General features: G+C 71.6%; 16 protein-coding genes. 7 read left to right on the forward strand and 9 right to left on the reverse strand.

The genetic code is table 11. From position 1 onward, the window contains the following. Positions 1-127: 127 nt before the first annotated feature. The gene (locus ACWGI6_RS00950) at positions 128-994 is read right to left on the reverse strand and encodes a M24 family metallopeptidase (protein WP_453265524.1); all 867 of its coding nucleotides are present in this window, start codon (positions 992-994) and stop codon (positions 128-130) included. A 207-nt stretch (positions 995-1,201) separates the two neighbouring features. Between ACWGI6_RS00950 and ACWGI6_RS00955 the strand changes: the two genes are divergently transcribed. From ACWGI6_RS00955 to ACWGI6_RS00970, 4 genes are all read left to right on the forward strand, one after another. Further along, complete coding sequence (locus ACWGI6_RS00955) at positions 1,202-2,257, forward strand: ABC transporter ATP-binding protein (protein WP_453265525.1); 1,056 nt, start codon at positions 1,202-1,204, stop codon at positions 2,255-2,257. Beyond that, positions 2,247-3,173: an ABC transporter permease subunit gene (locus ACWGI6_RS00960; RefSeq protein ID WP_453265526.1), complete on the forward strand. Its 927-nt coding sequence runs from the start codon at positions 2,247-2,249 to the stop codon at positions 3,171-3,173. Before ACWGI6_RS00955 ends, ACWGI6_RS00960 begins: the two co-directional genes overlap by 11 nt. Before the next feature lie 76 nt (positions 3,174-3,249). Beyond that, complete coding sequence (locus ACWGI6_RS00965; RefSeq protein ID WP_393904234.1) at positions 3,250-4,161, forward strand: ABC transporter ATP-binding protein; 912 nt, start codon at positions 3,250-3,252, stop codon at positions 4,159-4,161. Between the two features lie 79 nt (positions 4,162-4,240). Further along, a complete protein-coding gene (locus tag ACWGI6_RS00970; protein WP_453265733.1) occupies positions 4,241-4,960 on the forward strand; it encodes an ABC transporter permease subunit in 720 nt (239 codons plus the stop codon). A 64-nt stretch (positions 4,961-5,024) separates the two neighbouring features. Here ACWGI6_RS00970 and mltG read toward each other — a convergent pair whose 3' ends face one another. From mltG to ACWGI6_RS00985, 3 genes are all read right to left on the reverse strand, one after another. Beyond that, positions 5,025-5,846, reverse strand: coding sequence for an endolytic transglycosylase MltG (gene mltG, locus ACWGI6_RS00975; protein ID WP_453265527.1), 822 nt, complete (start codon positions 5,844-5,846; stop codon positions 5,025-5,027). 209 nt (positions 5,847-6,055) lie between these two features. Next, a complete protein-coding gene (lysA, locus tag ACWGI6_RS00980) occupies positions 6,056-7,477 on the reverse strand; it encodes a diaminopimelate decarboxylase (RefSeq protein ID WP_453265528.1) in 1,422 nt (473 codons plus the stop codon). 16 nt (positions 7,478-7,493) lie between these two features. Next, positions 7,494-7,808 carry an SAV_915 family protein gene (locus tag ACWGI6_RS00985; RefSeq protein ID WP_453265529.1) on the reverse strand — a complete coding sequence of 105 codons (315 nt, stop codon included), beginning with the start codon at positions 7,806-7,808 and terminating at the stop codon, positions 7,494-7,496. Positions 7,809-8,215: 407 nt separating this feature from the next. On the opposite strand from ACWGI6_RS00985, the gene ACWGI6_RS00990 reads away from it, so the two are divergent. Next, positions 8,216-9,307, forward strand: coding sequence for a MerR family transcriptional regulator (locus tag ACWGI6_RS00990; RefSeq protein WP_453265530.1), 1,092 nt, complete (start codon positions 8,216-8,218; stop codon positions 9,305-9,307). Here ACWGI6_RS00990 and ACWGI6_RS00995 read toward each other — a convergent pair. Then, the gene (locus ACWGI6_RS00995; protein ID WP_453265531.1) at positions 9,297-10,214 is read right to left on the reverse strand and encodes a LysR family transcriptional regulator; all 918 of its coding nucleotides are present in this window, start codon (positions 10,212-10,214) and stop codon (positions 9,297-9,299) included. The two genes, ACWGI6_RS00990 and ACWGI6_RS00995, sit on opposite strands and share 11 nt — an antisense overlap. A gap of 176 nt (positions 10,215-10,390) precedes the next feature. Then, a complete protein-coding gene (locus ACWGI6_RS01000) occupies positions 10,391-11,992 on the reverse strand; it encodes an MFS transporter (protein WP_453265532.1) in 1,602 nt (533 codons plus the stop codon). A gap of 140 nt (positions 11,993-12,132) precedes the next feature. Here ACWGI6_RS01000 and ACWGI6_RS01005 point away from each other — a divergent pair, with 140 nt between their 5' ends. Both ACWGI6_RS01005 and ACWGI6_RS01010 read left to right on the forward strand, forming a co-directional pair. Continuing rightward, complete coding sequence (locus ACWGI6_RS01005; protein ID WP_453265533.1) at positions 12,133-13,197, forward strand: Lrp/AsnC family transcriptional regulator; 1,065 nt, start codon at positions 12,133-12,135, stop codon at positions 13,195-13,197. 8 nt (positions 13,198-13,205) lie between these two features. Further along, positions 13,206-13,979, forward strand: coding sequence for a rhomboid-like protein (locus ACWGI6_RS01010; protein ID WP_453265734.1), 774 nt, complete (start codon positions 13,206-13,208; stop codon positions 13,977-13,979). Here ACWGI6_RS01010 and ACWGI6_RS01015 read toward each other — a convergent pair. The 3 genes from ACWGI6_RS01015 to pheA all read right to left on the reverse strand — a co-directional run bounded on the left by ACWGI6_RS01015 (position 13,967) and on the right by pheA (position 17,734). Then, complete coding sequence (locus ACWGI6_RS01015) at positions 13,967-14,782, reverse strand: HAD family hydrolase (RefSeq protein WP_453265534.1); 816 nt, start codon at positions 14,780-14,782, stop codon at positions 13,967-13,969. The genes ACWGI6_RS01010 and ACWGI6_RS01015 overlap by 13 nt on opposite strands. Beyond that, positions 14,779-16,068: a serine--tRNA ligase gene (serS, locus tag ACWGI6_RS01020; RefSeq protein WP_453265535.1), complete on the reverse strand. Its 1,290-nt coding sequence runs from the start codon at positions 16,066-16,068 to the stop codon at positions 14,779-14,781. Before serS ends, ACWGI6_RS01015 begins: the two co-directional genes overlap by 4 nt. A gap of 739 nt (positions 16,069-16,807) precedes the next feature. Next, positions 16,808-17,734 carry a prephenate dehydratase gene (gene pheA / locus ACWGI6_RS01025; RefSeq protein ID WP_453265536.1) on the reverse strand — a complete coding sequence of 309 codons (927 nt, stop codon included), beginning with the start codon at positions 17,732-17,734 and terminating at the stop codon, positions 16,808-16,810. Positions 17,735-17,814 lie beyond the last annotated feature (80 nt).

Consider the following 17,814-nt stretch of genomic DNA (forward strand, 5'->3'; position numbering starts at 1 on the left):
TGCTGCGCCCGCCCCGGTTGCCGGTGCCGATCCGCTCCCCGCCCACGTCCCTTTCCCTGCACGGGCCCCTGTCCGGGCTCCTGTGCACGTCCCTGCCGATGTCCCTTGCCCCGGCCACGTCCCGTGTTCACGCTGCCTTCTCCTCCTGCCAGCGCCGCACATGCGGCAGATCGTCGTCCAGCCAAAAGGCGCTTTCCTGCGGGTCCTTGGAGTCCGTGACGACCAGGATCTCCTCGAACTTCGCGCCCGTTCCCCGGAACCCGAGGTGGGGTTCGACCGCCCACAGTCCCGGCTGCGGCGGGTGGTCGGAGAAGGTGTAGGGGCTCCACAGCGGGGACCAGCCGTCACGGTGGCCGTGCAGCGCATCGGAGGCGAGGCCCTTGAGCGACTGGATGCCGAACCCGAAGAGGGTGGGGGACCAGCGGCGCTGTCCGACCCGGTCGACCTTGTGCGCGATGACGCCGAAGGGGTAGGCGCGATGCCGGTTGGCGTAGCCCTGCCGCACCATGAGCCGGTCGACGTCCTCGTAGATCTCCCGCAGCGGGCGCCGCTCGCGCACCTCCCGCAGGATCAGCTCCCGGTGCACTTCGAGGTCGGCGAGCAGCCGGTCGTGCACGGGGTTGAGCCCGAGGCAGCCGGAGTAGCCGATGTCGGCCGTGAAGCCCTGGTGAACCGGTGCCATGTCGAGGATGAAGGCCATCCCCGGTTCCAGCTCGCGGTGGGTCGGGAAGAACTGCAGCGGTATGCGGAAGTTGGCGAAGGCGGTGCGGTCGCCGAACCAGGCGAAGGGCAGATGGAACCAGTCCCGCACCCCCCGCTCGCGCAGCCACTCGCGCTGCATCCGGGCCGCCGCCCGCTCCGTGACCCCGGGCTTGAGCTGGGCGGCCACCGCTTCCGCGCAGGCGTAGGCGAGCCGCTGGACCTCTCTGAACCCCCTTAGCTCGGCGTCGAGTTCTCCGGCTCCTGGTGAGGTCGCTGAGGTGACTGAGGCCATCGCCAACCGTCCGTCCGTGAGCGGTGCATCGCGGTACGTGCCCGTAACTTGACACTGATGAATGTGACAATGACCGGCGGCTGCGTCAAGAGGGTCGTCAGCTGCGCACCGCGACCCCGACGCCATGGCCGCCCGGAGCAGGAGACCCCTACGGGCGCGTAATACCGCAGGGGGAGACACATCCCATCGTCTGGTCTGACGACCGGTGTGGCGGGCGCCACTACCGTCGATGCCGTGACTGTGATCGTGACCGAAAGCCTGAGCAAGCGGTTCCCGCGGGTGACCGCTCTGGACCGGCTCTCCCTTGACATCGCCCCCGGCGTAACGGGCCTGGTGGGTGCCAACGGTGCCGGCAAGTCCACCCTGATCAAGATCCTTCTCGGACTGGCCCCGGCCACCGAAGGGACGGCGCATGTCCTCGGCCTGGATGTGACCAAGGACGGCGGCACCATCCGTGAGCGGGTCGGCTACATGCCCGAGCACGACTGCCTGCCGCCGGACGTCTCGGCCACCGAATTCGTGGTGCACATGGCCCGGATGTCCGGTCTGTCGCCGGCCGCCGCCCGTGAGCGCACCGCGGACACCCTGCGCCACGTCGGTCTCTACGAGGAGCGCTATCGACCCATCGGCGGCTATTCGACGGGCATGAAGCAGCGGGTGAAGCTGGCCCAGGCGCTGGTCCACGACCCGCAGCTGGTGTTCCTCGACGAGCCCACCAACGGCCTCGACCCGGCCGGGCGGGACGAGATGCTCGGCCTGATCCGGCGCGTTCACACCGACTTCGGGATCTCCGTCCTGGTGACCTCCCACCTCCTCGGTGAGCTGGAGCGGACCTGTGACCATGTCGTCGTCATCGACGGCGGCGCACTGCTGCGTTCCTCCTCGACCGATGAGTTCACGCAGGCCACGGCCTCGCTGGCGATCGAGGTCACGGACACCGACGCCCATCCGGACGGCACCGGAACCCTGCGTGCGGCCCTGGCCGCTGCCGGAGCCACGGTGACCACCGGCGCCGCCGGCTCGGAGAGCCTCGCCTCCGCCGGGCGCCTCCTGTACGTCGAGGCGGCCGGGGAGGAGACCTACGACCTGGTGCGGGACACCGTTGCCGGGCTCGGGCTCGGCCTGATCCGGATGGAACAGCGCCGGCACCGGATCGCCGAGGTCTTCCGCGACGCGGACGCGGCGCATGCCACCCCCGCCACCGCAGGCGCCCCGAGCGCCCCGTATGCCACCCAGGACGGAGGCGCCCACGATGTCGCCTGAGCCCACGACGTCCGCGTCCGCGACGTCCGCATCCGCCGCGCCGGGCGGCGCCTATATCCACAACATCGGCTACCGCCACTACGACGGCCCCCGCCTGGGCCGCGCCTACGCCCGCCGGTCGCTCTTCTCGCAGAGCCTGCGCGGCGCCTACGGTCTGGGCCGTTCGGCCAAGAGCAAGGTGCTGCCGATGCTGCTCTTCGCGGTGATGTGCCTGCCCGCCGCGATCATGGTCGCGGTGGCGGTCTTCACCAAGGCCAGCAGCCTCCCGGTGAGCTACTCCCGCTACGCCGTCTACCTCCAGGCCGTCATCGGCCTCTATCTGGCCGCCCAGGCCCCGCAGTCGGTCTCACGGGATCTGCGCTTCAAGTCCATCCCGCTGTACTTCTCCCGCCCCATCGAGCGGGGCGACTATGTGGTCTCGAAGTTCGCGGCGATGGCCAGTGCCCTGTTCATCCTCACCGGCGCCCCGCTGCTGGTCCTCTACGTGGGAGCGCTGCTGGCGAAGCTGGACTTCGTCGACCAGACCAAGGGGCTGGCACAGGGACTGGTCTCCGTGGTGCTGCTCTCGCTGCTGTTCGCCGGGATTGGCCTGGTCGTCTCCGCGGTCACGCCACGCCGGGGCTTCGGTGTCGCCGCCGTGATCGCCGTACTCACCATTCCGTACGGTGCGGTGAGCGCCGTCCAGGGGATCGCCTTCGTCCAGGGCAACGAGGACGCGGTCGGCTGGCTGGGGCTGTTCTCCCCCATCACGCTGATCGACGGAGTGCAGTCGACGTTCCTCGGCGGCACCAGCTCCTTCCCCAACGGACTGGCGCCGTCGACCGGTGCCGGCTTCGTCTATCTCCTCGTCACGCTGGGCGTCATCGCCGGCTGCTATGCCCTGCTGATGCGCCGCTACCGGAAGGCCGGACTGTGACCGCGCCCCGCCGCAGGCTCCCGCCGGACGGCACCCCCGGCCCGACCACCACCCTCCTAAGGAATGGGCTGCGCCCATGAGCACTCTCACCATCGACCATGTCTCGCGCTGGTTCGGCAATGTCGTCGCCGTCAACGACATCACGATGACCATCGGTCCCGGCGTGACCGGCCTGCTCGGCCCGAACGGTGCCGGCAAGTCCACCCTCATCAACATGATGGGCGGCTTCCTCGCGCCCTCCAACGGTTCCGTCACCCTCGACGGGACAACGATCTGGCGCAACGCCGGAATCTACCGCCACATCGGCATCGTCCCCGAGCGCGAGGCGATGTACGACTTCCTCACCGGGCGCGAATTCGTCGTCGCCAACGCGGAGTTGCACGGCCTCGGCCGGGCGGAGGCGGCCAGGGCGCTGGCCACCGTCGAGATGGAGTACGCCCAGGACCGCAAGATTTCGACGTACAGCAAGGGCATGCGGCAGCGCGTGAAGATGGCTTCCGCGCTGGTCCACGAACCGTCCGTGCTGCTGCTCGACGAGCCGTTCAACGGCATGGACCCCCGTCAGCGGATGCAGCTGATGGAGCTGCTGCGGCGGATGGGCGACCAGGGCCGTACGGTCCTGTTCTCCTCCCACATCCTCGAAGAGGTCGAGCAACTCGCCGCACATATCGAGGTGGTGGTGGCCGGACGGCATGCCGCGTCCGGTGACTTCCGCAAGATCCGCCGGCTGATGACGGACCGCCCGCACCGCTATCTGGTCCGGTCCGACAACGACCGGGCGCTGGCCGGTGCACTGATCGCCGACCCCTCGACGGCCGGCATCGAGGTGGACCTCGCCGAAGGCGCGCTGCGCATCCAGGCGGTCGACTTCGGCCGCTTCACCGAACTCCTGCCGCGGGTCGCCCGCGACCACGGCATCCGCCTTCTGACGGTCTCGCCCTCCGACGAGTCGCTGGAATCCGTCTTCTCCTACCTCGTAGCGGCCTGAGGCCTGAAAGGAGCCCTGACGCATGTCCACGACCACTCCGACGGCCCCGCCCGCGACCCCTGGCGCGCCCAAGGCCTCGCTGTACCACCCGACCGTCGCCCGGCTCACCTACCGCGCCCTGCTCGGCCGGCGCCGGGCCCTGATCCTCTTCGCGCTGCCCGCCCTGCTGGTGGTGCTCGCGGTGGCCGTCCGGGTGCTGGCCGGCGCCGACGATTCCACCGCCGGCGGCATCCTGGGCGGCTTCGCGCTGGGCACGATGGTGCCGCTGATCGGTGTCATCGCCGGTACGGGCGCGATCGGCACGGAGATCGACGACGGCTCGGTCGTCTATCTCCTCGCCAAGCCGGTGTCCCGGCCGACGATCATCTTCACCAAACTCCTGGTCGCGATAGGCGTCACGGTCGCCTTCTCCGCCCTTCCCGTCCTGCTCGCCGGCTTCCTCCTCAACGGCAACAGCCAGCAGATGGCCGTGGGATACGCCCTGGCGGCGGCCATCGCGTCGGTCGCCTACAGCGCCCTCTTCCTCCTCTTCGGCACGATCACCCGGCACGCCGTGGTGTTCGGCCTGGTCTACGCCCTGGTCTGGGAGGCGCTGGTGGGCACCCTCGTCCCGGGCGCGAAGACGCTCAGCATCCAGCAGTGGGCGCTGGCGGTCGGCCAGAAGGCGGCCGCGGAGGGCGCGATCACCTCCGATGTCCAGCTGCCCCTCGCGATCAGCCTGTTGGTGGCCCTGACGGCCGCCGCCACCTGGTATGCCGCCCGCCGTCTGAAGGCGCTCACCCTGGCCGGTGAGGAGTAGGGCCTGCCCGACGGGTTATGGCGGGGGTGAGGGGCCACGGGGCAGCGGCCAGGCGTCGGGGCCCCTAAGCCCCGCCACCGCCGCTCCCGGCGCTCTGCTGCCGGCCGTTGAACTCCCGGACGTTCCGCAGATGTTCCTGGTAGTCGGCGGTGAAGCGGGTGTCGCCCGGTTTGACGGTGACGAAGTAGAGCCAGTCGCCCGCGGGCGGCGCACCGGCCGCCTTCAGCGCGTCCGCCCCGGGATTGTCGATCGGCGTCGGCGGCAGGCCCTGGTACCGGTAGGTGTTGAACGGGCTCTTGTTCCTGGTGTCGGCATGGCTGGTGTTGAGGGTGCTGCGGCCGAGCGCGTAGTTGATCGTCGAATCCATCTGCAGCGGCATGTGGTGCGCAAGCCGGTTGTCGATGACCCGGGCGACCTTGCCCATATCGGCCGGGCGGTCCGCCTCGGCCTGCACGATGCTGGCGATGACGACCGTCCGGTAGGAGGCGATGCCGTCGGCGGCGAGCCGCTGGTGGGCGGTTTTGACCATGTAGGTGAGCAGCGACGCCGGGGTGGTGTCCGAGTCGATGGGATAGGTCGCCGGGAAGAGGTAGCCCTCAGGGTTGCCCTTCGCCTCGTCCGGCAGCGCCAGATGCGCGCTCTTGGCGGCCTTCGCGGTGGAGCCGGCGGGCCGGTGCAGGGCCTTGTCGGCGGCGGCGTAGACCTGCGAGGCCCGCTGCCCCTCCGGGACGGTCAGCGTCTGCCCGGGCCGCAGCCCGCGCAGCACACGCGGCAGCAGCAGAACGGCAAGGACGACCAGGACACACAGCACCGCTACCAGAATGAGCCGGCCGGTGCGGGAGAACCGCGGTCCTGGCCGGCGAACGGTGCGCTCAACATCGCTCATAGGGGCACGGTAGGCGAGAGGGAAGGGGCGCGTGGCGACTGCTCCCCGGATCGTTGCCGATGACGGAGATCATTCACCAGCTCGCCATGCACCGGCCACGCGCGACGAGGTCACGCGCCACGGGCCACGCGCCACGCGCGACGAGCCACGGCGAGGGCCCGCCGGGCGCCACCCCGCGCAAGGCGGGGAAGCGGCGGGCCCTCCCGGTCTCACAGCCCGATGTCCCGCTCCTGGATGTCCGCGAGGGATTCGCGCCGTACCAGAAGGCGGGCATGCCCTCCGGTGACGGCGATGACCGGCGGCCGGCCGACGAGGTTGTAGCCGGAGGCCATCGAGAGGTGGTACGCGCCGGCGACAGGGACGGCCAGCAGATCGCCGGGACGGATGTCGCCGGGCAGCGGGACGTCGGCGGCGAGCACATCGCCGGCCTCGCAGTGCCGCCCGACGACGGTGACCGGTTCCGGTGCGGCGGACGGGCGGCGGCCGATCAGCCGCGGCGCATAGCGCACCCCGTACAGCGCGGGCCGCGGGTTGTCGCTCATCCCGCCGTCCACGGCCACGAAGGTGTGCGCACCGGTCCGTTTGACGGACAGCACCCGGTAGAGGACGACACCGGCCGGGCCCGCGATGGCGCGGCCGGGTTCGACGGCGAGCCGTGGCACCGGCAGCCCGGCCGCCGCGCAGCCGCGGGCCAGTTCGGCGCGGATCCTGTCCCCGAGGGAGGCGAGGTCGAGCGTGGGCTCGCCGGGGCGGTAGGCGATGCCGTGGCCGCCCCCGAGATCCAGCTCGGGCAGGGTGATGCCGTGCTGCTCGTGGACCCGGGCCAGCAGACCGATCAGCCGGCGTACGGCCGACAGATAGGGCTTGACGGTGGTGATCTGGGAGCCCAAGTGGCAGTGCAGGCCGACCAGTTCGAGACGTGACTGGCTGAGCACCCGCGCGATGGCGTGCTGTGCGGAGCCGTCGGCGATCGACAGCCCGAACTTCTGGTCGTCGGTCCCGGTACGGATCTTGGGGTGACCGCCGGCGGCGATGCCCGGCACGACCCGGACCAGCACCTTCTGCCGGCCGCTCGCCGGGACCGCGGCGGCCAGCCGGGCGATCTCCGAGGTGCTGTCGATGACGATCCGGCCGACGCCGAGCCGTAGCGCGGCCCGCAGGTCGGCCGGGCTCTTGGCGTTGCCGTGCAGCACCATCCGCTCGGGCGGGAAGCCGGTGGTGACGGCCAGCTCCAGCTCGCCGGCGGAGCAGACGTCCAGGCCGAGCCCCTCCTCCCGCACCCAGTGCACCATGGCGCGGCACAGGAACGCCTTGGCGGCGTAGAAGACGTCGGTGCCGGGGAAGGCCCGCAGGTAGGCGCGGCAGCGATGGCGCACCTCGTCCTCGTCCAGGACGTAGGCGGGGGTGCCGAAGCGGTCGGCGACCTCGGTGAGCGGGACGCCGCCCACGGCGAGGTCGTCCTGGCCGAGCGGCGCCGCCGACCCGGGCCAGACGGACAGCGGCTCGCGGCCGGACAGGGGCTCGTCGGCGGACGGCGGCGGGGTGGCGGTCGGCGGCGCGGTCGCCAGGGCGGTGGCCGGCGACGGAGCACCGATCCTGCCGGTGGTGCGGGGCAGTGTGCTGTGGCTCATGGTGATGGCCCCTCCCTCAGCCGGCCCGTAGGTGCTGACCACGGGGAATGCCGGGGGCGAACCGTGGATCGACGGTCAGGACCCTCGCTCCGACGGGTTCGGCCAGCGCACGCAGCGCGGGCTCGGAGAGCCTGACCCAGGACTGGTCGCTGCCGAGGGCCGCGGCCAGCCGCCGGGGTGAGGTGAAGCCGACGGCGGTACGGCCGCCCAGCGGAGTGCGGAACAGGCGGGCCGTACAGCCCGCGGGGCCCGACCGGACAGGGACGAAGAGAAGCCCGGCCGGGACACGTTCGGCAGGCTCGGGATCTTCCGCGTACAGAAGGTGGGACACGGCGTTGCTCCTCGAACAGAACCTCGGCCCCGGACCGGTGGGAAACGCGTACGCCGGGGCTCGGCCCTGACGCTATTCCCGGGGAACGGGGCACTCGGCCTGCTCCTGACGCGTCATTGACGGGTTGTGGACGCTACTTGACGCGATGCTGCTGCCCGGTGGCGGATTGTGCGACGGCGGTGACGCCGGGGCGCGGTCACCGCGGCGGGGCAGGCCCCGGTCCGTCCGGCAAGGACGAGCCCCGGCCGTCCGCCGCCGTGTCCCGCGTCCGCCGCCGTGTCCCGCGTCCCCCGCCGTGCCCCGAGCCCGTCGCCGTCCCCCACGCCCCGCGTCCCCCGATCTGTCCACCTCCGTGGCAGGCCCTGCTTGACCTTGACACTGTGGAAAGGACTCCACTGGAAGGCGTCATGTTCACCATCGGAGATTTCGCCCAGTACGGCCGTGTGTCGGCCCGCATGCTGCGCCATTACGACGCGATCGGGCTGCTGCGCCCGGCCCGCACCGACCCCGTCAGCGGCTACCGCTTCTACGAGGCGGCCCAGCTCGCCCGGCTCAACCGCATCATCGCCCTCAAGGACCTCGGATTCAGCCTCCAGCAGGTGGGGGCGATCCTGGCCGACGAGGTGAGCGTGCCGGAGCTGCGCGGCATGCTGCGGCTGCGGCGGGCGGAGCTGGCGGCGGCGCTGACGGCGGCGGGTACGCGGCTGGCGCAGGTCGAGGCGAGGCTCCGGACCATCGAGAGCGAGGGACGCATGTCTGCCGACGACGTGGTGGTCAAGCGCACCGACACGGTATTGCTCGCGGAGCTGAGCGGGATCGCCGCCGGCTACGGGCCCGAGGACATCGGGCCGGTCATCCAGCCGCTGTACGGCGAACTGTGCCGACGGCTGGAGGCGGCCGGGGTGACCCCGGCGGGGCCGGGGCTGGCGTACTACGAGGACGCACCGGAGACACCGGAGACACCGGCAGCAAAGACGGGCGAGGGGAGCGAACCCGCCGGAGCGGGCAGGGAGCCCACCGGAGCGGGCGAGGCGCTCGCGGCCGGGAAGGAAGGAGACGGACGCGCGGACGGGAACCGAGGACACAGACACGCGAAGGCGCACGCGAACGGAGACGACGGACCCGCGGACGGCGGAAAGGCGGCCGCCGGCAGTGAGGCCATCGTCGTCCACGCGGGGATGGTGATCACCCATGAGGCGCTGGCCAAGGCGGGTGTCACGAGCGACGGCACATCCGGCCGCTCCGGCACCCCTTCCGCCGCACCCACCCCCACCGGCCTCGGCTTCGACATCGTCACCCTTCCTGCCCTCGAATGCGCCGCCACGGTGGTGCACCGCGGCCCGATGAGCCGGATTCTGCCGACGGCCCAGAACCTTGCGCACTGGATCGACGCCAACGGCTACCGCTCCGCCGGGTACGCCCGTGAGCTGTACCTGGAGTGCCCGCCGGACCAGGAGAAATGGGTCACCGAGATCCAGGAGCCGGTGGTCAGGGCCTGAAGCTCTCCGTACCGCCGCCCAGGCACGCGGTGACCGTCTCCGCGAACGCCACCGCCGCCGGGCTCAGCGCCTCCCACTGGCGTACCGCCCAGCCGGTGGCCAGTGGGGGCAGCGCGGCGATCGGGACCAGCCGAAGTGCCGGGTGGGCGGAGGCGTGCAGGCCCGGCAGTTGGGGGACGACGGCATGGCCGACGCCGAGTTCGGCCAGCAGCAGGGCGGTGTCCCAGTCGGCGACGCTGGTGGTGCTCGGCGGCGGCACGGGGCCGGCTTCCCGGTGGCTGAGGTGACCGTCGAGGCGCATACGGGAAGTGGAGTTCTCCGGCAGCCGGATGTGCCGGATACCGGCCAGCTCCTCGGGCTCGATCCGCTTCCGGCCGGCGAGCGGGTCATCGGCGCGTACGGCGAGCACCCAGGGCAGCCGGACCACCGGATACTGCTCGATGCCGGGTACCGACGGGCCGATGGTGATCCAGCCCAGCTCGGAGCTTCCGTCCGCGACGGCCTCGAAGCAGCGGCGGCTGGAACTCTCGGTCCGGAACTCCAGGTTGACGTGCGGATGGTGGGCGCGGAAGGTGACCACCGCGTCGGACATGAAGTGCCGGACGGTCGTGGCGCCGGTGGCCACCCGGACCGTGCCGCCGTCGCCCGCGCGCAGATCGGCCAGCCGGCGCAGCGCCAGATCCAGCCCGCCGATGCCGTTCGCCGCCGCACGGTGCAGGATCCGGCCCGCCTGGGTCGGCGCCACACCGCGCGGCCGGCGTTCCAACAGCCCACTGCCCGTCTCCCGTTCGAGGCGCTTGATGCGCTGGCTCACGGCCGACTGGGTGCAGCCGAGATCGCGGGCGACGGCACTGAGACTGCCCGCCTCGCACACGGCCACGAAGACGCGCAGATCGTCGAGGGTCACCCGCGTACGGTAGCCCTCAACCCAAGCTCCTGCTAAGGGATGTGAAAGGAAGTCAGAGGATTGACTTGGGTGTGGTGCGCGGCGAACATCGGCACAGGGCCCAGGGCGGCAACCCGGAACCCCATACGGCCGTACGGTTCCGGGTGCCGACCCGCACAGGGGCTGACTCCACCCCGTTACGCCCCCGCCCGCGCACCCTCCCGCACCGGAGTGGCCGCCGCCCCCTCCGCCGAGCCGCCGGCCGGACCGCCGCCGCCCTCCCCGCGCCGTACGACCGCAAGGACCAGCAGCCCGCCCGCCAGGGCCACCACCCCGGAGATCAGCATGATGTCCGTCAGCCCGGAGACGTAGGCGGACCCGATGGCCGCAGGGGAGGCGCCGGGCCGTACACCGCCGCGCAGCGCGGTGGCGAAGACGGTGCCGAGGACCGCGATGCCCAGGGCGTAGCCCAACTGCCGGAAGGTGTTCACGGCGCCGCTCGCCATGCCCGCCCGCTGCGGTGGCGCCGCGCCGAGCGCAGCGGAGACCAGCACCGGCATCGCCATCCCGATGCCCAGACCGCTCACCGCGAGCCCGGGGGCCGGCGCCGCCCAGCCGGAGTCGTCGTCCAGCAGCGCGCACGACAGCAGCGCCCCGGCACCCACCAGCAACAGGCCGATTCCCACCGGGAGTTGGGGTGCCATCCGCTGCAGCTGCCGGCCGCCCAGCGCACCGACCAGCAGGGACATCAGCGCCATCGGCGTCACCGCGAGACCGCCCTGCACCGGGCTCAGGCCGACGATGTTCTGCAGCCACAGCCCCACGAACGTCAGATACGGGAACGCCGCGGCCTGCAGCAGCAGCGCCGCCGCCATCAGCGCCGCGAACGACGGCCGGCGCAGCAGCCCCAGGTCGAGCAGCGGCCGGCGCACCCGCCGCTCGACGGCGACGAACACCAGCAGCGCCAGCGCCGCGCCGCCGAGCGAGGCGAGCGTCCCGTAGTCCGTCCAGCCCTGCTCACCGCCGCGGATCAGCCCGTACGTCAGCGCGCCCGCGCACCCGGTGAAGGACGCGGCGCCCGGCCAGTCGATACGGGCGACGGGGGTTTCCCCGGCCGAGTCCGTTCGGGGGTGGGGGAGGTCGCCGTGCGACTCCCGGACCCGGCGCAGGGTGATCCACACCGCGACGGCGACCAGCGGCAGATTGACCAGGAAGATCGCCCGCCAGTCCACGTACTCGGTGAGCAGGCCGCCCAGTACGGGGCCGATCGCGGCCGCGGCGCCGCTGGTACCGCCCCAGACGCCGAACGCCACACCACGGTCGCGGCCCTGGTACGCGGCCATCAGCAGCGGGGTGTTGGTGGCGAACATCGCCGCCGCGCCCACGCCCTGGACGGCGCGGGCGGCGACCAGGACGCCCGCGTCCGGGGCCAGACCGCAGGCCAGCGAGGCGAGCGCGAACAGCGCCAGCCCCGCCACGTACAGCCGGCGCCGTCCGAAGAGGTCGGCGGCCGAGCCCGCCACCATCAGCAGCGCGGCGAGCGCCAGTGCGTAGATGTCCATCACCCACTGGAGCGAGGTGAAGGAGGCGCCCAGGCCGTCGGCTATCCGGGGCAGCGCGGTGTTCACGATCGTCACATCGACCAGCAGCAGGAAGTTGCCGAGGGTGATGGCGACCAGCGGCCACCACTTCCCGGCCCGTCTGCCCGCCGGGCCCTCGTCCTCTCTCCTGCCCGGCCGCCCGTCCGCGCCCGCCGCCCGGCCGCCGCCCGGGGTCCCCCGCTCGGGTGCGTTCCCCATGATCATTCCTCCGCTCGTGTCGCCGGGGCGGCCCCGTGCGGCGCCGCACCCGTAGTGCCGACGCCACCGTGCGGCCCGCGCCGCCCGTTCTCCCAGCCACTGCGCTCCCGGCGGCGCAATCCGACACGCGCTAGCCTCGAATGGTGAAAACCGACGGGAAGCCCGACGGGACGGTCCAGGGAGGCGCCACCGGCCGGCCCCTCGGTGGCCCCATCGGCTTCGATGCCCTCGACCGCCGGCTCGTGCATGCGCTCCAGCTGGACGGCCGGGCGCCGTTCAGCCGGATCGCAGCCGTGCTCGGCGTCTCCGACCAGACCGTCGCCCGGCGCTACACCCGGCACCGCACCACCGGCGCGCTCAAGGTGCTGGGGCTCGCCGATGCGCAGGCGCTGGGGGAAATCACCTGGATGGTGCGGGTCCAGTGCACACCGGACGCCGCCGTCTCCGTCGCCGAGGCGCTGGCCCGCCGCTCGGACACGTCCTGGGTGAGTCTGATGTCCGGCGGCACCGAGATCGCCGCGGTCTGCCGCGCCCCGAGCAGCGACCACAGTGATGCGCTGCTGCTGCAGAAGCTGCCGCGTACCCCGAGCGTCGTCGGCGTGACCGCGCACTGCCTGCTGCATGAGTTCTTCGGCGGTCCGCGGGGCCTGATCAGCAAGTCCGGGGCGCTCACCGACGCTCAGATCGCCGAGCTGAGTCCGCAGCCGTCGAACCCGCCCGCGGCCCCGGTGACGCTCACCGACGCCGACCGCCGGCTCTTCGACGCGCTCGGCCGGGACGGCCGGACGCCGCTGGGCGAGCTCGCCGCCGTCACCGGCTGGTCGCCCAGCACCGTCCGCCGCCGGCTCGCGGAGCTGCGTGCGGACGGTGTCCTGTACTACGACGTCGACTACGACCTGCGGCAGTTCGGGTACGGCGTGATGGTCGCCCTCTGGCTGTCCGTCGCGCCCGCCGAACTCGCCGCCGCCGGCGAGGCGTTGGCGGCACACCCGGAGGTCGCCTTCGCCTGCGCCACCACCGGACCGCACAACCTCTTCGCGTCCGTGCTGTGCCCGAGCGTCGGCGCGCTCTACACCTACCTCACGACCCGGGTCGCGGCGCTGCCCGGTATACGGGCGATGGAGAGCGCACCCCGCATCCGGCACCTCAAGGGGCCGGGACCGCTGGTCACCACGTCCCCAGCCGGCTCCGGACGCCGCCGGTGAGCCCGCTGATGGAGCCGCCGCGCGGCGGCCGTCGTCCGCGCCCCGGCAACCCCCTGACCTGGGTGAAGGACTGGGTACACCGCAGTCCCGGCACCCATATCTGGCTGCTGGTCATCGGCGTCACCAGCCTGGTCATCGCTTCCGCGTCCGAGGGGCTGGGACAGTTCCTCGTCCACCGCACCAGCAGCAATATCCACGAGCTGAACGAGCATCCGCTGCCGTCGCTGCTCATCAGCGGTTTCTGGATCGAACGCCCCTCGTCCTTCCTGCTCTACGTGGCGATGTTCGAGCTGGTGCATGCCAACGTGGAGCGCTGGATGGGCAGCGCGCGCTGGCTGCTGACCGTCGGCGGTGCGCATATCGCCGCCACCCTCGCCAGCCAGGAGCTCGTCCTGCTGGCCATCGAGGGCCACCGGCTGCCGCGTTCGATGACTCATGTCGTGGACATCGGGGTCTCGTACGGCCTGGCGGCGGCCGCCGGTGTGCTGACGTACCGGCTGCGGCCGCCCTGGCGCTACGGCTATCTCGCCGGGGTGCTGGTCTTCTTCGCCATCCCGCTGCTGGCCGGCGCCTCCTTCACCGACTTCGGCCATGCCATCGCGCTGACCATGGGCTTTGCGGCCTGGCCGCTGATCCCGGCGGCGGCCTCCGGGGAGCTGCCGGAGCACGATGCGGGCCAGGAGCCCGCCGGGGGGCCGGCGGCGCGGCAGAACTACGGCGGTCAGCCCGCTGCACCGGTCGCAGCGCCACCCCCGGAGCCGGAGGGCCGTCAGGAGAGGTAGAGCCGCTCCAGCACCACCGCGATACCGTCCTCCTCGTTGGAGGCGGTGAGTTCGTCCGCGACGGCCTTCAGCTCGTCATGGGCATTGGCCATCGCCACACCACGCGCGGACCAGGCGAACATCGGGATGTCGTTGGGCATGTCGCCGAAGGCCAGGGTCTCCTTGGCGGTGACGCCCAGCCGGCGCGCGGCCAGCGACAGCCCGGTGGCCTTCGACAGGCCCAGCGGCAGCAGTTCGACGATGTCCTGGCCGGCCACCGTCACGCCCACCAGATCCCCGGCGACCTGACGCGCGGCCAGCGCCAGCGCATCGTCGTCCAGGGTCGGATGCTGGATGTAGACCTTGTTGAGCGGGGCCGCCCACAGCTCGCCGGGGTCGTCCATCGTGACGTTCGGCAGCGGGCCTTCCTGGACGCGGTAGCCGGGGCCGACCAGTACCTCGCCCTCCAGACCGTCCCGGCTCGCCGCCAGACGCAGCGGGCCGACCTCCGCCTCGATCTTGGACAGCGCGAGACCGGCCAGCTGCCGGTCCAGCGTCACCGACGTCAGCAGCCGGTGCTCACCGGCGTGGTAGACCTGACCGCCCTGACCGCACACCGCAAGGCCCTTGTAGTCCAGGGCGTCGAGGATGTGCCGGGTCCAGGGCACGGCCCGGCCGGTGACGACGATATGCGCCGCGCCCGCCGCGGTGGCCGCGGCGAGCGCCCCGCGGGTGCGAGCGGAGACGGTCTCGTCGGGGCGCAGCAGCGTCCCGTCGAGATCCGTCGCGATGAGCTTGTAGGGGGGCGGAGCGGAGGAGCTCACTTGGCGACGGGCTCCAGGATCTCCCGGCCGCCCAGGTAGGGGCGGAGCACCTCGGGGACGCGCACGGAGCCGTCCGCCTGCTGGTGGTTCTCGAAGATCGCCACGATCGTGCGCGGTACGGCGCAGAGCGTGCCGTTCAGGGTCGCCAGCGGCTGGACCCGCTGCTTGCCGTCGACGGTCTCGCGCATCCGGACCGAGAGCCGCCGGGCCTGGAACTCGTCGCAGTTCGAGGCCGAGGTCAGTTCGCGGTACTTGCCCTGGGTGGGGATCCAGGCCTCGCAGTCGAACTTGCGGGAGGCCGAGGAGCCGAGGTCACCGGTGGCGACATCGATGACCTGGAACGGCAGCTCCAGGCCGGTCAGCCACTGCTTCTCCCAGTCCAGCAGCCGCTGGTGCTCGGCCTGGGCGTCCCCCGGCGCGACGTAGGAGAACATCTCCACCTTGTCGAACTGGTGGACCCGGAAGATGCCGCGGGTGTCCTTGCCGTAGGTGCCGGCCTCGCGGCGGAAGCACGGCGAGAAACCGGCGTAGCGCAGCGGCAGCTTGGCGCCGTCCAGGATCTCGTCCATGTGGTACGCGGCGAGCGGGACCTCGGAGGTGCCGACCAGGTAGTAGTCGTCCTTCTCCAGGTGGTAGACGTTCTCCGCGGCCTGACCGAGGAAGCCGGTGCCCTCCATGGCGCGCGGGCGCACCAGGGCGGGGGTCAGCATCGGCGTGAAACCGGCCGCGGTGGCCTGCGCGATGGCGGCGTTGACCAGGGCGAGCTCCAGCAGCGCGCCGACGCCCGTCAGGTAGTAGAAGCGGGAGCCGGACACCTTGGCGCCGCGCTCGACGTCGATCGCGCCGAGCAGCTCGCCGATCTCCAGGTGGTCCTTGGGCTCGAAGCCCTCGGCGGCGAAGTCACGGATCGTGCCGTGCGTCTCCAGGACGGTGAAGTCCTCCTCGCCGCCCACGGGCACGTCGGGGTGGACGAGGTTGCCGAGCTTCCGCAGCAGCGCTTGCGTCTCCTCCTTGGCCTCGTCCTGTGCGGCGTCGGCGGCCTTGACGGCGGCGGACAGCTCACCGGCCTTCTTCAGCAGCACGGCCTTCTCGTCGCCGGAGGCCTTGGGGATGAGCTTGCCGAGCGCCTTCTGCTCGGCACGCAGCTCATCGAAGCGGACGCTGGACGACCTGCGCCGTTCGTCGGCGGAGAGAAGCGCGTCGACGAGTGCGACGTCCTCTCCACGGGCGCGCTGGGACGCGCGCACACGGTCGGGGTCCTCACGGAGCAGGCGAAGGTCAATCACCCCACCAGGCTACCGGGCCCCGTCCCGCGCCTCGACGCGATATTCCCCGGCATGTCATTTTGCCCGTTTTGGGCTATTTATTCCCTTAGGGGAGGGGGAGGGGAAACGGATGGGTAATTCGCCTGCATTCCGTGCTGCCGGGTGGTCGGGAGCGAGTCCTTGCCGCGCCCTGCGGGAGCCTTTGCGGTGTCCGGCGGAGTCCTTCGCGGCGTCCGTCACGAGATCTTCGTAGTGTCCGCGATGGGGCTTTCGCGGTCTCCGTGCCGGGTGATCCACGGTGTGGACAACGGGAGTTGGGCGGGCGTCGGAAGGGGGTGCGGACCCCTGGTTTTCCCCCAGGATCCCCTGGTTGTCCACAGGGGCAGAGGGTTTCGGGATTCTTATCCACAGGCTGTGTGTGAGATCTGTGGAAGTCGGAGCTGATCATTCCGCTCCCGAAATGCTCGGCTATGGATTCCCTGTCCAAACCCCGTTCACGCACTCTTTCGTGTGGGATTGCCTCGCTCTAAAGGATTGATCACGTGAATTGGGCTGACGATGCCCGACGTGGGGTGCTGTGGAGGGGTGTGCGGTCAGTAGGGCGATATGTCGACTCTGTCCGACTCTCATGTCGACTTACCCACAGGTCGAGAACCGAGCCTGTGGATAACTTTGTGGATAACCCACAACCCTTCCAAAGTCGCAGGTCGTGCTGTTCCGCAGGGCTCGCCGACCGGGCCGCGGAGCATGCGTATCCGGCTCAGCCCCGCCCGTCCATGCAGCGCGCCAGCCAGTCCGACGCCTCGGTGAACGCCGCGTCGGTCATCTCCCGCCGCACACTCGGCGACACCTCGTCCGCCCGCGGATAGGAGCCGAGGAACCGCACCTCGCGGCAGACCCGCCTGAGGCCCATCAGCACCTCGCTGACCCGGCGGTCGGTGAGGTGCCCCTCGCAGTCCACGGAGAAGCAGTAACGGCCGATGCCCTCGCCGGTCGGCCGGGACTCGATCCGCATCATGTTCACCCCGCGCACCGCGTACTCCTGCAGCAGTTCGAGCAGCGCACCGGGGTGGTCCTCGGCCAGCCACAGCACGACCGAGGTCTTGTCGGCGCCGGTGGGCGCCGCGGGCCGGGCCGGGCGGCCCACCAGCACGAAGCGGGTGGCCGCGTTCTGCGCGTCATGGATGTCGGTGACCAGCGGCTCCAGGCCGTAGGTCGCCGCCGCGAACTCGCCCGCGAAGGCGCCGTCGTAGCGGCCCTCCTGCACCAGCCGCGCGCCATCGGCGTTCGAGGCCGCCGACTCCCATACGGCCTCCGGGAGATGGGCCGCCAGCCACTTGCGCACCTGCGGCTGGGCGACCGGGTGCCCGGTCACCGTCTTCACATCGCTGAGCGCCGTACCGGGGCGGGCGAGCAGCGCGAAGGCGATCGGCAGCAGCACCTCGCGGTAGATCATCAGCGGCTCGCCGGAGGCCAGTTCGTCGAGGGTGGTGGTCACCCCGCCCTCGACGGAGTTCTCGATCGGCACCAGCGCCGCGGCGGCCTCACCGGCGCGCACCGCGTCCAGGGCCGCCGGCACCGACACCATCGGCACCAGCTCGCGGGTCGCCGCCTCGGGAAGGCTGCGCAGCGCGGCCTCCGTGAACGTGCCCGCGGGGCCGAGATAGGTATAGCGGCTGGCCGACATGGATAAGGACTCCCTCGCGTAACTGCGGGGGCACCCCGCCGATCTTCTCCCTGTCCTGCCACGATACCCAGCCCTGCGGA

This window comes from Streptomyces sp. NPDC054786 (assembly GCF_053611685.1).

Bases quoted from the DNA above. Each gene is read 5' to 3' on its own strand.
- ACWGI6_RS00960 (WP_453265526.1), top strand. From the start codon at position 2,247: ATGTCGCCTGAGCCCACGACGTCCGCGTCCGCGACGTCCGCATCCGCC.
- ACWGI6_RS01010 (WP_453265734.1), top strand. From the start codon at position 13,206: ATGGAGCCGCCGCGCGGCGGCCGTCGTCCGCGCCCCGGCAACCCCCTG.
- lysA (WP_453265528.1), bottom strand. From the start codon at position 7,477: ATGAGCCACAGCACACTGCCCCGCACCACCGGCAGGATCGGTGCTCCG.
- mltG (WP_453265527.1), bottom strand. From the start codon at position 5,846: ATGAGCGATGTTGAGCGCACCGTTCGCCGGCCAGGACCGCGGTTCTCC.
- pheA (WP_453265536.1), bottom strand. From the start codon at position 17,734: ATGTCGGCCAGCCGCTATACCTATCTCGGCCCCGCGGGCACGTTCACG.
- ACWGI6_RS01005 (WP_453265533.1), top strand. From the start codon at position 12,133: ATGGTGAAAACCGACGGGAAGCCCGACGGGACGGTCCAGGGAGGCGCC.
- ACWGI6_RS00950 (WP_453265524.1), bottom strand. From the start codon at position 994: ATGGCCTCAGTCACCTCAGCGACCTCACCAGGAGCCGGAGAACTCGAC.
- ACWGI6_RS01000 (WP_453265532.1), bottom strand. From the start codon at position 11,992: ATGGGGAACGCACCCGAGCGGGGGACCCCGGGCGGCGGCCGGGCGGCG.
- ACWGI6_RS00965 (WP_393904234.1), top strand. From the start codon at position 3,250: ATGAGCACTCTCACCATCGACCATGTCTCGCGCTGGTTCGGCAATGTC.
- ACWGI6_RS00990 (WP_453265530.1), top strand. From the start codon at position 8,216: ATGTTCACCATCGGAGATTTCGCCCAGTACGGCCGTGTGTCGGCCCGC.